The following is a 17,036-nucleotide window of genomic DNA, read 5'->3' as shown; positions in this document are numbered from 1 at the left end:
GAAATGGAGCAGATGAGTATAGAGGATTACACTCCTCCCCATCGGTTAGTAAAAATTAGCTGTTGTTCGGCGATCGCTTCTGGGGATGTTTCATAAGTTACAATTTCTTTATTGACTGTAATGGCGTTCCAACTTATCTAAAAATTCCCTAATTATTTTATCCCAGTTGGTAGTCACCCTTGCTCTGCCTTGACTTTAAGTCAAGCGAATTTTAAAAGAATTAGAAATATTATATTGATTAATCCAATCTTCAACTTCTGGAGTCCAAAGATTTAAAGGCGCTCCTTGATTTGCTGCTGCTCGGAGAAAATCTAATACAGATTGTGGAACTTCATCAGAACTGAGACTATTCCAATAATATTTTAATTGTTCAATTTTACTTTCATATACGGCAAACTCAGCACTGTTTTTCGGATAAATAACGTTTTTTATTTCTCTATCTATAATCTGAATGTCCCGAACTGTGTTTTTAAAAGCCTTCACTTTAGCCAGCAAATTCAGAATTTCATTGTTAGTGCTAGGCATTTGTTTATCCCGGTAGTTTTTCCATGCTTCGCTCAGTTGCTGTTCTAGTGTAGCTTTTAGGTTATCAACATAGCGCTTTAAAATATCACCTTTAAAATTTTTATCGCCAAGAATCCAATCAGGATTATTTTCTAAATTCTCCTCAGCATTGATAACAAAACTTAAGATAGAATCTGCCTTCTGAGTTAAATCAATATTGTTGATACCCCTTTGTCGAAAAGCCTTTAATGCTTCCACAAGTGGCTGAATAGTTGTAAGTGCATCAGTAATTTGCTTTTGCCTAGTTTGAATAATTTGAAGATTAGCCGCAAAACTTTGCAGAGATTTTTTACGTTGAGATAACTCGACTAGTTCCTGTGCTTTATCTAAGAGCATTTTGTATCTCCTTTAATTTCATTCATGAGATTTCGTAAATTAGCTAACCCCTCACAAATTTTTTGGTAACTAGACTCTACTGTGGCACCTTCAGATTTTTCTAATTCTGCAATCCGACTTTTAGCTTCAAGAATCGAAGCATCCAGAAAATTATTAGTGTTATCGAGAAATTCTGAAGAATCAGTAATAATTTTTTGATAATCTTCACTCAAATACTGAAGTAATTTACCGATGTTATTTTCTGGGTTTTCTTTTTCAGTTTGTACGCGCTTCATTGTATCTTGATACTTGCTAATTGCGGTACGTCTAAATTTATTTAGTATATCTTTCATCCCAACAAAGTCTTTTCTACCACGAAACAACCCCTCACTTTGTGCTGAAATCATTGCAGTGTCGAGAGTCTTAATAACTTTCTCTTTATTAATCTCCTCTCCCAACTCAGATACTAGAGATTGATAAATATTAATCTGTCGTTCGTATTCTTCTTGAATAGCTTTCTCTAGAAGTTCATCGACTTGTTGACGTACTTTTTGCAACTCTGGAAACTTATCGCGGATATCTTCAGGAATTTGCTTTTGAGGTTGCCAAGATTTACGCACTTTTTCTAGAGGTTCAATAATTTGAATTGCATCAATAATTTGAAACGTTGAATTACTGCCTTTTGTACAAGCAATTCGACTTTTAACAATATCTAATAATGCTTCCCGGTTTTTCTTGAGACTAAAGGTATCAAACAGCTTTTTCCAACTAGATGCACGAGTCGTATCATCGCTTTTATCTAAGTCGATAAACAAAGAATTAATCAGATTTTCGAGCGTATTAGTAGGATATCCTGCCATTGTGGCGCTAATCGCTAGCAATTCCACCGCAGCCGGTACAGGGTTCCAAGCTTCACCAGACTCGCGGGGATAAAGGCGAATTTTTTCGATGACATACTGACTCCAACGTTCTAGATACTTTGCATACATCCGAAAATAGCGATCGCCATTTTCAAACTTCCAGTTCTTATAATAGTTGTACTTTAAAATACCTTGAAATACGTATGCAGTTTCTGTAAATTCGTTCTCATCGTCTGGGTTCAGGGGAAGCGATAAAACAACCCCAGAATAAGTCCCTCTCTTGACTTTAGGGTTATAGAAAATGAGATTTCGCTGCTGAACTAACTTACCACCACTACCGACAAAACTACCTTTCACTAGCATTTCAGTATCCCATTCAATTTTTTCGATGATAGCGGGGAAAAGCAACTCACGGATATCTTTGGCGATCGCATCTGGTAGAATTTCTTGATTGTTCCAACTGTCGAGGATTTCCAACTTTTTTGTCAGTGTTTCTGGAATCTCTTGTACTAAATACCCTGGAGTATCTACAACACTTGGTGTTACTTGACGAGGTTGTGTAACCTGCTGAATTTCTCTTGGTTTAGTCTTGACATCAAGCAGAGGTAAATTAAAAGCACTATGAACTTCTGGCGACAAATTGCAAAGCTCATTACTATCATCCCACAGGTCTAAAAATACCTCACGACGCTTGATATTTTGCGCGTCTTTAGCTTGGATATTTAACCTAAATTCAGCACTCAATCTCATGTTACCAAAGTGTTTTCCTAAAGTAACTGAAGGGAAACGCCCATTTTCAATATCATCAATAGAATTTTCTAACGTGTATTTTAATACATCTCTAATTAAAATCCTGGGGTTAAATTCACCTGGATTTACTCTATTAAACATCTGTTCTAAAGCTTTAGCATTGAAAGGATAAAGACCCATTCCCTGAACATGACCAAAACCTGTATGACAAGCGTGGGAATGTTCGCATTCGTTACAAGCACTTTCTATTTCATCTCTATTTTGAGAATTAGCCCAGTTTTCAATTTCCTTTTCTTCTAAGCGAACAGCATTCAGATATCTAGCAACAAATACTTGAATATCATCCTGAGTAATTAAAGATTTCTCACCAACTGTATCAATATTAAGATTGACGCTGAAGGTAACACGCTGTTGCACTGTATCAATCAAGTTTTTAAAGTAACCTGTAGTGCAAGCTAAGGCTGTACGCATAGCACATAGTGGCTTATTTTCACCTTGCTGAGGTCGTGCTAAAACTGCTTCCAATACTTCTCTATCAATACCTTGCAATTTAGCAAAATCTTCAATTAAAAGCACTAATTCAATATTTTTTTCGGCTAATGTCTCTCGGACTTCGCGCATTAATTGTTGCAAGTCTTCTCGACCAAAATTCAAAACTTGGGTGATAGCTTCATCTAAGTGATCATTCAACCAAGTCACAGTTTGTTTTTGTATATCCTCATCATTTATTAATAAACTATAAAATTCTCGTGCCTTTTCTCCAGCTTTTTGAATATCTAAAATATTAAGAGGCAAATCTTCGATAGAAAACTCACGACGTTCGTTAATATCTTCAATAGTATATTGATATCCCAATATATGAATTACTAAACGATGAATAATCTCTCCATCTCTTAATAAATTTTCTCGAAAAAAATCATCATATAGCAAAGCAGGTAAATATTTTATCAGATAGTCCTGAGTCTCTTGATCAGCAAGTTTAGCGCGTGTATGTTGTCCGTTAATACCAACTTGAAAAGCTAAATTGTTTAATAATTGTTCTCTTGCACCTTTATCTGTGAAAGTACGGCTAGATTGATTTAAACGTTTGCGGTACTCATCTAATTTATCTGCCTCAAATTCTGCAATATTTAAAATCTTTTCAATTATATCTTTTAAATTTGTGCCAATTCTGGGAATGAACAGCACTTTCCTTCTATCCGTTGAATTTATGTGAGCTTGCAACCAGCGAATCAGGTGAGATTTTCCGGTACCAGTCTCACCCAAAACAGGCACAAAGGCAAAATCGTTTTCACCTAAAAAATCTTTGAGAAACTGTGCTTCATCATATTCCTTTTGTGATAACGCCTTAATAGAGTCCTGACGATACATTGCAATAGGATGATGTGTCGCTAAAAATAAATGATTTGCAGTTTGGGTTGCTTCCACATTCATCACCTGACGAATCATATCCAGCTTCCAACAGACAAACTTTTCAAAAGTCATGATTTTTCTCCTTTCCAAATAATGTGAGAAATTCGCCCATCATTATCAACTTGGTTATTGACTTTCGGTAAAATCATAAAGGCTAAATCAGATTGTCTATAAAGCTGAATATCACCCTCATCGTGAAGTCGAAATAAGGCAAAAGCTGTACTGGTAGAAAGAAAATTAGTTTCGCGTGTGCCAATTTGTGTTTCTACCTCTTCTCGAAATTTTCCAGTTTCAAATAAAGGACATTGTTTTGCTAATCTATTAATAAAGTCTTGGATTGTAATTTCTTTTTGTCCATTAAACAAATGCTTGAGATTGCGTTTAATATAAGCTGTCGGGTCGGGAACTGTGACAGTTTTTCCTCCCAAAGTGTGACCCCATGCGAAACCCAGGTATCGCATCCAGTCATCCATTTGGACAAAGAGGCGACTGCTTGACATTTTCAAAAAATCGCCTACTTTTTGTTCACTAATACGCTTTTCCACTTCTTCCCAAGTCCCAGGCGCATCGTAAATATCCTGTGCTAAATACCAAGCACAAATCCGACCAAAGTCTGCTTCATCTTCATTATCACAGTTTAAAAACAGGTAAGTGAAAGTATCAGGTAATAGCTTGTCACCAAGCTGAGGATTTATTGCATCTTTTGGTAAATTTTGATTAATTGTAACTTCTTCATTCTCTTCGATTAAAAGTTTACATTTTATGCTTTCCCTAATAGCATCATTGAACATGGGATGAGAGGGTTTTTTGTCTTTCGATTTTTCTTCGATTGCTAGATGTTCAACTAATTTATCAGGAGATAATATTCTTTCTAATACGTCTCTCTTTTCCCTCTGTCCTTCGGCATGAAGTAAATATCTAAATATTCCCCGCATTCTACTGGGATGAGCCAAACCTGTTTTTAGAACACTCATATACTAACCTCGGTACAAAATACATCAAATTTAAAATATCTGCCTGAAAAAATATTAATTAATAGTCGGTCTTCTCTCTCTAGGTCTGGTGTATTTATAGGAAGTAAAATGATGCGCGTTCTGCTTGATGTACTGTAATTAGATAAATATTTTGCAGGTAGAGGTGTTCCTGGAGGATGAAAAATCAGAGTGGGTATTCGTGGCATAAGTACAGGTTCGTAACTATCAAATAGAAAAATAAATGAGTTATGTATTTTACTACTTTCTTTCAAAAATTGATTATATTCTGGAGAAATTACAATATTCTTCATCCCCTGTTCTATTAGCCACTTAAACAATTTTCGACCTCTTGACAACTTATTTAATTGTTCCAGCGAATCATAGAAAATAAGCAGAATTTTTTCACCTGCAAGCAACCTTTGGATTTCTTTACCCTGAATAAAATTGGGTTTTTGCCATACAGGTCTAGAAGCAGGCATTATTCCGGGAAAAGGTGTGACTCCATTTTTTCTACAAACAGGACAACCTCCACAAGCATGAGAAACTATCACGGGATTTCTGGGTTCTGGAGTGTGACGTGAGGGAATACTATACGCTTGTGCAAATATTTTTGAAATACAACGTTGGGGTTTTAAAGCCTCTTTCATTAATTGCAGATTTTTATAACTCCAGCTTTGACGTTCTTGGCGCACTGGTTCAACTTCAGATTCCCAAGTGAATTTTTTTAAATGAAACTCATTACAAATACGAATAATGCGAGAATTTCGGTACAAATCCCAAGCTGCTTGATAAGCTTCTTCAGTTTCTGATTCAAAGTTTTTCTTCTGGGGAGGTTCTGCTGAGTCAATTTCAATTAGATTTGCTCGGTTCATCAGCGTCAAAGTGCGAATATTCCAAGCCCTATTTTGGTCACTTTGCATATCAATATCTTTTTCTAGAAAAGACGGAGGATTATCAATAGGCACGCAATATTTACCGTTTTTTAAGGCTTCTTTTTTCGCAAACATACTTTGCCAACGCTGTAATCCTCTCTCGATAGTAATTGTCGATTTTTCATTTAAACCACGAGCAATACTGAAGTCTTCTGTTGTATATAATGTGAGCGATAATGAGGCTTTACCGTCTCTTCCTCCGCGTCCGACTTCTTGATAGAAACGGTCAATGGTTTCAGGAATACAAACGTGAATTACAGCCCTGACATCTGATTGGTCAATACCTAATCCAAAGGCAGAAGTAGCAACAACTATATCAATCTTTCCTGACCGCCATTTTTCAATTAGCTGCTCACGTTCCTGAGTAGTAGATTTACCTGTCATCAGGTCACATCTTTTAAACCCAGCGTGGGTTAATTCTCGTTGCCAATACTCAACATCTGCAACTTTAGTCCCATAAATTATTAACGGGCGAGGAAGATGATGAACTGCCTCAAGTAGCCTTTGTTTTCTAACTTCTTCACTCGCACATCTTTTAAACCAATAAGCAGGCTCTGGTCGCAACTGTACAGCAGATATAACTTGTAAATCTTGACCAAATAATGTTTCTAGGGTGTCTAAACAGGATTCAGTTAAAGTTGCTGTTAGTAATAAAGTATTAAAAGAGCTAAGACGCAATAAATCTCTTCTCAAACCAGGAATTTCTTGAAATGCGGGACGAAAATCATCACCCCACTGCTCTACCATGTGCGCTTCATCGATAATAAAATACCGCAAAATTCCCAGTTTAGCTGCTTCATACAGAGCAGGTGCCAGAGAATCCATTAAACTTTCAGGAGAGGTAAAAATTATTCTTTGAGTTCCAGCACGAATGCGATCGCGTATCCCTGCTCTTCTTTCTTTACCCTCCACAGTATCATCGCTATAATAAGCTGTGGCATGGTGTACAAAAGGTTTTAATGCCCGTTCTTGGTCAATAGCCAATGCTGTAGTCGGGACAACTACCACGCTGACACCATTATTGTTTCTGGAGTTGAGCAATGTAGGTAGTTGAGCGCAAAGACTTTTTCCCGCACCCGTAGGTAAGTTAATAATTAAAGTTGAATTATCAGGAGCAGTCAAAACTGCACGAATTGCTTCACGCTGTCCGCTACTGCGATATGCGTCTAACTCTACGAGTTGCAAAAACGGGTCGCCGACAACGAGTTCATAATTCCGTCGGTTTTCTTCTTTAAATAAAGGTGCATCTGGCGGATATTGGTCAGCCAGGTTAAGCCATTCCGGTTGCCAAGGACGGGCGCTGATGAGATAGTGTTCTTTATCCTCGCGCAGCACGGTTATACTAGCCTGCTCCCAAATAGTGCTATCGAGAAAAGGCGGTTTTCGAGGTATTTGGAGATAAATTGGAGAACTTCCACCCTGTTTTTCATCTTCCCGTCGCAACACATGACGCACCAGACTAACAATATCCCCAGACGCAGGTGAGTTTTGCAGCGCATCCAACAAGCGCCGATGACAAGGTTCTGAAACATTACTAATATCTTCAGGGATTTTACCTGTTTTAAGAATTTCCCGAAGTTCTGAGAATGAGTCAATCATAAATCATCCTCCTCAGATTTAGCTGGAAGTCGCCCAGAAACGATAATAAAACCAACAGAATCAAGACGAATGGTAGGATGACGAATTCCTTCGATAATTACTTGGCTTAATGCCGTTTCGTTATTGAGTTCTTGCTCCATTACTTTATTAGAAATACGCTCTTGGTTAGTAAGTCGGTTGAGACGCAAGCGCCATTGGTCTAGTCTCTTACCTAACTTTTGTTCAGCCCGAATGGCGCTATCTTCACATAATGCAATAAATTCGGGACGTTGGCTAAGTAATTCTAAAGACTTACTACGCGCCTGATAGCAAAATTCTGACCAATTGCTCGCATCTATAAAATTATCAAGAATAGATAAACGACTTTTAGCTAAGTTGTAATCTCGGCATTTATTCCCTTTGCCTTTATAAGTCCGTTTCAAAATATTTAATAGAGTCTCATCTTCAACAGCACACATTGGTTCATATCTGGCATCAATAAATACACTTTCTACAATTGGAGCGAATAACCCATCGACACGTCTTTGCAAAATTTTAGATTTTGTAGTGGTTTCTTTGTAATTTGTTAAATTTGTTTCAATAACGTAATTAAATCGGAAACCATACCACTCTTCACCTTCGCCCGCGTCCCAAGTTTCTTCAACTCGCCACATCGCAAAAGCTTTACCTCGGTCGTCCCAATGAATATAAGATAATAGTGCTTCGATAAATTGTTCACCAATGCGGTAGAGTTTCACATCAGGCTGTTGATTTGCTACCCTACGGTTAAAAGTCCCAAATTTTTCTAAAACCCCGGCAAAATTGCTGCTCAAATCATTTGCTGGAATTAATGTATTTCCGGTAGGTTGATAACGCCTTATTGTCGATAAATTAGGATTAGCGATCGCTTTAAAATTCAACGCATTGCAAATCCAATTTTCAGTTATTTGCTGGATTTCTTGATGACGAGCATCATAATCGTCTAAAGCTTGAAAATATTGGGTAGCGTTTTCATCCAGAGCATCTATTTCATCTAGGGCATTTTGTTCGCTGATTTTGACTTGTTCCTGCTCAATTTCTTGCTGAATTACATTGATACTTTCTAAAATTCCATCTGCACCAAATTTAAACAATATTTCTGCTAATACTGGTAATTTTTCATCTACATAAAATTGGAGACTGGCAATAGATTGCTCAAAGATATTAAAGCCTTCTTTTAATAAGCGATACCATGCATCATGGAGACTATCCGGTAAGTCTACGCCAGCAAATACTGTAAACTCAACTTTTAATTGACGACCAATCCGGTCTATCCTACCAATTCTTTGTTCTAGACGATTTGGCGACCAAGGTAGGTCAAAACATATCATGTAGTTGGTAAATTGTAAGTTACGACCCTCTTCGCCGGAGGAGTCGCAAACTAAAATAAAGCATTTGGGGTCTTTTTTAAACCGATTTAAGTTTTCCTCCACTTGAGAGGGGGTTTGTCCAATTTGATGACTGACAACAGTCTCCTCACCAAAACGATCGCTCAAGTAACGAACAATTTCCGCGCAAGTTTGCACAAAGCTGGTAAATACAACAATTTTGGGTAGACTGTCGCCCGGTATCGGTCTTTTTAGCCGTTGTTGAACCTCTGCAAGCAATTTAGGGCGGTTGAATTTCAAGGATTGTAATTTTAAAGGTTCGCAGAGTTGGTAAAGTATGACTGTTTGGAGTAATTCCAGGCGATCGCCATCCTCTGAAGGTTGTTCTATAATTCGCAGTAGGGTTTGCAAAATTTCTACTTCCCCAGCAAATTTAGGAGTTTCAGTCAGGATACGAACACTATCAGCGCCAAACTCCTGAATTAATTCCGCAGTGGACACACCGCTTAAACGTGCTTGAATTACCTGTTTTAAAATACCCAGCCAAGTACCAGAAGCACGGAACAACAATAGAAAAATGTGGTGATATTGTTTGTTGTCAGGAGCTACTTCACGCCACTCCTCAATTAGTTCGTGGATGTCAGGCGATCGCTCATCTAAATCGTATTCGGCTCTGGGTGTAATATTACGGTCAAAAATCACATCTTCTACGGAAGCACGACGATTGCGAAGCATCCTTCTATGAAGTCTGTAGGTATCGCTAATATGGGTACGAATTGCCCTGACAATTTCAACTGTATCGCCAGTCTTTGCTTGTAAACTATTTTCTACATTGTCTACCAATTCCAGTAAATACTCATCTTCAGCAAACAGCTTACGGAGATTTTTGAGATTAGTTTTCAGGACGAAAGGGTTTGCACCTTCTTTAAATGACAGCAGAATTCGACCAATCTCTTGGCGTTTTACTACCCTTTCACGAAAACCTGCTAAGTCATCAAGTTGATAAGTTGTCGGATCGAGCAGATGCAGCATGGCGAGAAAATCTTGCTCGTGGTTAAGAACCGGGGTAGCCGATAATAGAAGCAGGCGATCGCTTTTATGGGCAATATTTTTGCAAGTCTCAAAACGCTGGCGTACTGCTGCATCGCTAGAGGTTGCCATTGCCGCAATATGGTGTGCTTCATCTAAAATTAGCAAGCCAATATTCGCTTTTGGGTTGATTTTGTGAATGTCCTCAATCGCCAGCACTGCTAACCGTTTGGGAAAGTGGGAGATGTAAAACTTATTTTCTAATTCCTGCTGCCATTGTTGAAGTAGATATTGCGGAACTAGCACTAGCGCATATCCAGAAGGTTCATCCAATAAGTATTGACGAAGAATCCCCCCAGCTTCGATGGTTTTTCCGAGTCCAACTTCATCCGCAAGTAGATAGCGTTGAATCTGGTCTTCGAGTACACGACGGACAACTTCAACTTGATGTGGATAAAGCTGAATATTGGCGGAAATTAATCCTGTTATTCCCCGACTGACGGCGCGTTGTAAAATTAAGCTTTTAACAAAAGCAAAGCGTCTATCGTGAAAATAGGGCGTTTCTTGCCCCTTCATTGCCAGAGTTTCGATGGGGTCTGGTTGAGGTAAACTACAACGCACGTAGACTCCCTGCTCACTTACTGCGATCGTTTTTTTATCAGGTAAGTCAATGCGATATTTATGAACTTCCTCATCCCATTCGTAAATTCTGCCCATCAGCCATATTTCTTGGCTTTCTAGGTAAATATAGCATCGAGTTTGACGCTCCAGTTTGAACCGATCTAGCGAACTTAAGGGTAAACTTTTTTCTCTGCGCTGATTTACTGAGCAAAAATACTCAACTGTTGCTTGAGTATCAGATATATCAATTACCTTCCCTATGCCCAAGCTGTTATTTCGGGAACGTACCAACGAACCAAGTGTTATCATACTTCAAATCCACTAAGTACGTTAGCATTAACCTTCCCATAGCACGTATGTAGAACACTGTATCCGTTTGCTATTGGCTTTTTCCACAATAGCTTCTCTAACACAGAGACAGTGTTAACGCGGAGCCTACTAGCATAATAATCTAGACTGAGGCAACAGTGTAACTCAAGGTGTCCTAGCACCGTGGGAAAAGATGAGTCCCCGACTAACTTGTCAGCTTGTATTTTCCAATTTGCTAATTTTTGCAGCTTGGTATGTAAGAAAGCAATTCGCATCACAATAGATTTACCAGTAGTACACCCAGAGGTAGATAGGTATATATTTATTATGCTCCCCTTAGAAAAGAAAAACTAACACCTGCAATTTATTTTTTGGCATTCACCACTTCTGGGATATCAACTTCGCGTTTTTCCTCTTTTACCCTTACATTCTCTGGAAAGTTAGTGATTTAATTAAATCCCACTATGCATCGTAAACGTCTGTAGGATAAGGTTTTCAACTCATTACACTTACTTCAAAAAACACTACTTCTGACAAAGAGAATGAGTTTTTTGGGAAATGATTGTGGTGTCCTTAATTACTTATTTATAAACGCGCTCTAAGTAATTAGCGCCGATTTAATTCTTGCAGCCACACATCTAAATCTCTCAATCTTTGCGTTGTCACCCTGGCATAACAACTAATTCTGGTTGGCGGTTCCAGACTCCCACCTTCATACATCCCACTTTCAAAGGCACAGGCACTATCCCGATATTTCATCCAGTTTTCATGGGATACAATTAAACGTTTTTTTTGAGTTCCCCCTAATTTAGATTGCAATTGTTTATACACAGAAAGTAACTTTTTATCTGTTTCGCGATAGGCGCTTCTACCACATTCAATATTATCTCGCGGTGTCTGGGGGTCTTTACAATTGGGCGGGGGCAAGGTTTGTGGAACTGACTTGGGAGTGTTTTGCGCCAAATTTGCTGTTGTATTAGTTCCCCATATCAACAGTCCATTTAGCAAAAATAACGATATCTGTAAGTATAATTTCATCTATAACTTCTCACTTTGGTGGTGCGATCGCTTGGCGTATCAAAATCGTACTTAATTTATATCTAATTATTATTAATGATAGTATAGTTACTTTATTTACATATTTAATTACAGTGAATACATAATTTTTGCTCCCGAATCAATCAGAAAAATCAGCTATTACCCTGGAAAATAATTGATTATTGTTTGAAAATGATGATATTAGCGTTAAAAGAAAATCATAATTTTGTAGTAACTATTTATACAATAAATTGAATTTAGGTTGATTGAGAACACCCCAACGTGAGACATTTGTTTAGAAAAATTTAAGAATTGGAGATAGATTGTCACTAATTGCGAATCACAGCTTGGGTTGAAAACCGTATTTTATAAATATCCAGCCACAAGTTAAGCTTGATTAAGGTAGAAAAATGTGACCGATAGCCTTCAGTTATCAGTAGTCAGCTTTTTCCAACTCTTATCTGAAGTAAGTATCAGAGTTTTTGAGGTTGTCTTACTTACCTTGGCAACTGCCGTACTTTATATTAATTCCGCTATTTTTGTTAATTTTTACAGTCAGAGAATACGGGAATGCTAGACCAAATTTTTGATTATCTTCACTTCCACTTCAGCATTGAGGCATCTATCGTGCTGTTGTTGCTGATATTTTTAGAGGCAGTGTTATCTGCGGATAATGCCATCGCACTTGCAGCCATCGCCCAAGGATTAGAGGATAAGGAAAAGGAAGCTAAAGCTTTAAATTTTGGCTTATTAATTGCTTATGTGCTGCGTATTACCTTGCTGCTAACTGCGACTTGGGTGCAAAAATACTGGCAATTTGAATTAATTGGTGCGGCTTATCTGCTGTGGCTGGTTTTCCAGCATTTTACCTCGGAAGAAGATGAAGAACATCAACATCATGGTCCCCGTTTCACTTCGCTGTTGCAGGTAATCCCCATTCTTGCCTTCACAGATTTAGCATTTTCATTGGATAGTGTCACAACTGCGATCGCATTTTCTCAAGAAACTTGGTTAGTTTTGACGGGGACAACAATTGGCGTGATTACCCTACGGTTTATGGCGGGTTTATTTATTCGCTGGTTGGATGAATTTACCCATTTAGAAGATGCGGGCTATATTACTGTTGCTTTTGTCGGTGTGCGCTTGCTGCTCAGAGTTGTCAATGAATCACTTGTTCCCCCAGAATGGGTCGTAATTAGTGCGATCGCAATTATTCTCGCCTGGGGTTTCTCGAAACGCAACTTGCTCGAAGATGATTCTGTACCGACACCAACACCAACGCCTGAATTAGAAAAACAGGAAGTTACAGAATAAAAAATCATTTGCTCACTCAGTATTTGCCCATTTGAAATTGCCTAAAAATAGAATTTTTAGAGATGAAAAAATGGGCAACTGGGAGTAATCAAAATATAACCATAGGCTTGATGTTACCTAGCACGATTTTTCTCAGGTTCAATAATGATATCGACAAGAAATAATTGTTAAATAAACATCCTCTACGGCATAAACCAAACGGTTTGTATCATCAATTCGCCTCGACCAAAATCCAGCTAAATTTTCCTTTAGAGGCTCTGGTTTGCCGATACCCTCAAAAGGCATCCGCATTGTCTCCAAAATCAGTTTATTAATTCTTTTGAGAGTCTTCTTATCTTGCTCTTGCCAGTAAAGATAGTCAGCCCAAGCCTCATCTGTCCATGCCAACATTCTAGTCATTGAACAAATTTCGCTCCACCACCTTTCCCTGTTTAAATTGAGCAATCGAACGTTCTAAATGGGCTGCATTAGCTGGAGACTTCAATAAATGCACAGTCTCCATTAAGCTATTGAAAAACTCTAACGACATTACCACCGCATCCTCTGCATCCCGTCTGGTAATAATCGTATAGTCAGCATCTTCAGTCACCTGATCTAAAACCGTCTTCAGGTTATTTCTCGCCTCGCTAAAAGAGATAACTTTCATTTTCCGCGAACCTGTACTATTCATTGTACAAGTTTAGCGTTTTCTTCAATAATTGTGTCATCTTCACCGAGTCTATAAAACAGACGCGGAGAAATAACCAGTAAATCACTTCCCGCGCCTCTCTACATCAATTACTCAGTTAACCAAGGAGTCATCTGGGGTTTCCAACCAACTAACTCTTCAGATTTAAACCACAAAGCAATTTCATTTTGTGCAGTTTCCGGTGCATCAGAACCGTGGATGATGTTGCGTCCAACATTAATACCAAAATCCCCTCGGATTGTGCCTGGCTCAGATTCTAAAGGTTTGGTTGCACCAATCATTTTTCTGGCGGCAGCAATAACACCATCACCTTCCCAAACCATTGCCACAACAGGACCAGAAGTTATAAATTCAACTAAGCCAGGGAAAAAAGGTCTTTCCTTATGCACAGCATAGTGTGCTTCTGCTAATTCGCGAGTAGGCTGCAAAAATTTTAAACCAACCAGCGTAAAACCTTTGGTTTCAAAACGGCGAATGATTTCGCCAACAAGTCCACGCTGTACTCCATCAGGTTTAATTGCTAAAAAAGTACGCTCCATTGCAGTTACTCCTCAAAGTTTATATACCATTGTTATTTGTCCTTCGTCGTTTGCTCTTTGTCAATGGTTTAGCTATTAGTTGGTGGCGAATCACTATTTTTATTTACCTACCGTTAATCTTTTTTTAATCATTTTCCATAGCCAATCCCCCCTACAGCATTCCCAATAAAAAAGTGTTTTTCACTGACCTAGTGAATGCGTTACATTGTAGATTCGTGGGTGAAAAGAAGAGGTTTAGTAAGAAATGGGTGTTGAGTCAACTACTACAACTGATGAGGTGCAAAAGCCTCCAGCCGCTAATGGTAAAAAGGCTTCTATGGAACACAAGCGCAAGCAAAAACAACTGCTTTTACCAAGTAGTGAGTCAAATACCGCCCGCCGATGGACAATTGAAGATAGCGAAGATTTGTATCGTATTGGGGGCTGGGGACAACCTTATTTTTCGATTAATGCAGCCGGACACATCACAGTTTCCCCGAAGGGTGATAGGGGTGGTTCGCTGGATTTGTTTGAGTTGGTTAATGCCATCAAACAGCGTAATTTAGGATTACCCTTGTTAATTCGTTTTTCCGATATTTTGGAAGATCGAATTGAACGGTTAAATGCTTGCTTTGCCAAGGCGATCGCCCGCTACAATTATCCTGGTGTGTATCGTGGGGTATTTCCTGTTAAATGCAACCAACAGCGTCACCTCATCGAAGATTTAGTTAAGTTTGGCAAACCCCATCAATTTGGTTTAGAGGCTGGTTCCAAGCCAGAATTAATGATTGCCTTGGCTTTACTTGATACTCCTGGGGCTTTATTGGTATGTAATGGTTATAAAGACCGTGAATATGTCGAAACGGCGATGCTGGCGACTAAATTAGGGCAAACACCAATTATTGTTCTTGAACAAGTTGAAGAAGTTGATTTGGTAATTGAAGCTAATCGTCAGTTAGGGATAAAACCAATATTGGGTGTGCGCGCCAAACTCAGTACCCAAGGTATGGGGAGGTGGGGCACTTCATCGGGAGATAGAGCCAAGTTTGGTTTGAGTATTCCCGAAATTATCCAAGCTGTGGATAAGTTGCGAGATGCTGATTTAATGGATTCATTGCAGCTTTTACACTTCCATATCGGTTCGCAAATATCTGCAATTCATGTAATTAAAGATGCTATCCAAGAAGCTAGCCAAATTTATGTAGAATTGGCGGCATTGGGTGCAAATATGAAGTATCTCGATGTTGGTGGCGGCTTGGGGGTTGATTATGATGGTTCCCAAACCAACTTCTATGCATCCAAAAATTACAACATGCAAAACTACGCTAATGATATTGTGGCGGAGTTAAAAGATACATGTTCTGAGCGGAATATACCTGTACCAACCCTAATTAGTGAAAGCGGACGAGCGATCGCATCTCATCAATCGGTATTAATTTTTGATGTTCTCAGCACTTGCGAAGTTCTCCGGGAAGAACCGGAACCACCCAAGGAAGGAGAGTCCCACATTATTAATTACCTTTGGGAAACCTACCAATCGATTAATAACGATAATTATCAAGAACTTTACCACGACGCAACCCAATTTAAGGAAGAAGCTATTAGTCGTTTCAAACTGGGAATTTTTAGCCTCACGGAACGTGCCAAGGCTGAACGGTTGTACTGGGCTTGCTGTCATAAAATTCTTTACCTCACTCGTCAGCATGAATACGTGCCCGATGAGATGGAAGATATCGAGCAAATCATGGCTTCCATTTACTACGTCAATTTGTCAGTGTTTCAATCAGCACCCGATTGTTGGGCGATCGATCAGTTATTTCCGATTATGCCAATTCATCGCTTGGGTGAAGAACCAACTCGACGGGGAATATTGGCTGATTTAACTTGCGATAGTGACGGTAAAATCGATAATTTTATCGATTTGCGGGATGTCAAACCTGTGCTGGAATTACATCAATACAAACGTGGAGAGCCTTATTATTTGGGTATGTTCCTCAATGGTGCATACCAGGAAATTATGGGTAATCTACACAACCTCTTTGGCGATACCAACACGGTTCATATCCAACTGACACCGAAAGGTTATCAAATCGAGCATGTTGTCAAGGGTGATACCATGAGCGAAGTGGTGAGCTATGTGCAGTATGATGCTGAAGACATGGTGGAAAATATTCGTCAGCGCTGCGAATTGGCGTTAGAAGAAAAGCGGATTACATTGGCTGAGTCGCAAAGGTTGTTACAGACATATGAGCAAAGTTTAAGTAGGTACACTTATCTTTCTTCGTAGATTCGTAAAATCATCGATATCCCCAGCTTTGAAAAAAGTCGGGGATATATGTTTCTACCAGTTTCGCCTAAGGAATCATGTAAAAATTAGCAGTGCAAGCGTCTCGCTTGCTATTTCCCAAACGCGCTGCCCGTACTATTTGTTCAATTTATTTTACACGAATACTAAATGTGCGATTTTCACGCTTGATTATTTAGGGCTTGCTTGGAGTCACTCATCGTCATGCAGACACTTACAGAATGGGGGCTTGACGATATATCAAGTCACAGATGATGACGCGGGAATAGGGAGACACAAAGATTAATGTGTTGCCAGATTTTGGAGAAACGATATTAGGAATTTTATTAATAAAAATTAGTATTAAATTTTAGACATAGATTTACTTCTATATATAGGATTACTTTCTTGAAAAGGTTGTTTCAAGGCATTTAGCCAAGAAATCATGTTCTATATTTCTGGATATAAAAGAGAATTATTTG

The 17,036-nt window shown here is 38.7% G+C and carries 11 protein-coding genes; 2 read left to right on the top strand and 9 right to left on the bottom strand.

Annotated elements, in window-relative coordinates:
• Positions 1-195: 195 nt before the first annotated feature.
• The 6 genes from VB733_RS16205 to VB733_RS16180 all read right to left on the bottom strand — a co-directional run bounded on the left by VB733_RS16205 (position 196) and on the right by VB733_RS16180 (position 11,750).
• Positions 196-900: a hypothetical protein gene (locus tag VB733_RS16205; protein ID WP_323341092.1), complete on the bottom strand. Its 705-nt coding sequence runs from the start codon at positions 898-900 to the stop codon at positions 196-198.
• On the bottom strand, positions 891-3,974 hold the full coding sequence (gene dpdH / locus VB733_RS16200) for a protein DpdH (protein WP_323341091.1): 3,084 nt from the start codon (positions 3,972-3,974) through the stop codon (positions 891-893). Before dpdH ends, VB733_RS16205 begins: the two co-directional genes overlap by 10 nt.
• Positions 3,971-4,876, bottom strand: coding sequence for a protein DpdG (gene dpdG / locus VB733_RS16195; RefSeq protein ID WP_323341090.1), 906 nt, complete (start codon positions 4,874-4,876; stop codon positions 3,971-3,973). The genes dpdH and dpdG overlap by 4 nt, the downstream gene beginning before the upstream one ends.
• Positions 4,873-7,407, bottom strand: a complete 2,535-nt coding sequence (dpdF, locus tag VB733_RS16190) for a protein DpdF (protein ID WP_323341089.1) — start codon at positions 7,405-7,407, stop codon at positions 4,873-4,875. The genes dpdG and dpdF overlap by 4 nt, the downstream gene beginning before the upstream one ends.
• Positions 7,404-10,712, bottom strand: coding sequence for a protein DpdE (dpdE, locus tag VB733_RS16185; protein WP_323341088.1), 3,309 nt, complete (start codon positions 10,710-10,712; stop codon positions 7,404-7,406). Before dpdE ends, dpdF begins: the two co-directional genes overlap by 4 nt.
• 606 nt (positions 10,713-11,318) lie before the next feature.
• The gene (locus tag VB733_RS16180; RefSeq protein ID WP_323341087.1) at positions 11,319-11,750 is read right to left on the bottom strand and encodes a lysozyme inhibitor LprI family protein; all 432 of its coding nucleotides are present in this window, start codon (positions 11,748-11,750) and stop codon (positions 11,319-11,321) included.
• Positions 11,751-12,320: 570 nt separating this feature from the next.
• On the opposite strand from VB733_RS16180, the gene VB733_RS16175 reads away from it, so the two are divergent.
• Positions 12,321-13,064 carry a TerC family protein gene (locus VB733_RS16175; protein WP_323341086.1) on the top strand — a complete coding sequence of 248 codons (744 nt, stop codon included), beginning with the start codon at positions 12,321-12,323 and terminating at the stop codon, positions 13,062-13,064.
• A gap of 138 nt (positions 13,065-13,202) precedes the next feature.
• On the opposite strand, the gene VB733_RS16170 is transcribed toward VB733_RS16175, so the two are convergent.
• The 3 genes from VB733_RS16170 to ndk form a co-directional block, all read right to left on the bottom strand.
• Positions 13,203-13,463: a Txe/YoeB family addiction module toxin gene (locus VB733_RS16170; protein WP_323341085.1), complete on the bottom strand. Its 261-nt coding sequence runs from the start codon at positions 13,461-13,463 to the stop codon at positions 13,203-13,205.
• Positions 13,456-13,710 carry a type II toxin-antitoxin system Phd/YefM family antitoxin gene (locus VB733_RS16165; RefSeq protein WP_416336327.1) on the bottom strand — a complete coding sequence of 85 codons (255 nt, stop codon included), beginning with the start codon at positions 13,708-13,710 and terminating at the stop codon, positions 13,456-13,458. The genes VB733_RS16170 and VB733_RS16165 overlap by 8 nt, the downstream gene beginning before the upstream one ends.
• A 131-nt stretch (positions 13,711-13,841) precedes the next feature.
• Positions 13,842-14,291, bottom strand: a complete 450-nt coding sequence (gene ndk / locus VB733_RS16160; RefSeq protein WP_323341083.1) for a nucleoside-diphosphate kinase — start codon at positions 14,289-14,291, stop codon at positions 13,842-13,844.
• 244 nt (positions 14,292-14,535) lie between these two features.
• Between ndk and speA the strand changes: the two genes are divergently transcribed.
• Positions 14,536-16,557, top strand: coding sequence for a biosynthetic arginine decarboxylase (gene speA, locus VB733_RS16155; RefSeq protein WP_323341082.1), 2,022 nt, complete (start codon positions 14,536-14,538; stop codon positions 16,555-16,557).
• Positions 16,558-17,036 lie beyond the last annotated feature (479 nt).

The organism is Calothrix sp. UHCC 0171 (genome assembly GCF_034931845.1).
Classification (GTDB): Bacteria; Cyanobacteriota; Cyanobacteriia; order Cyanobacteriales; family Nostocaceae; genus Brunnivagina.
The sequence above is the reverse complement of the archived record's forward strand: the minus strand, read 5'-3'. Positions and strand labels throughout refer to the sequence as shown.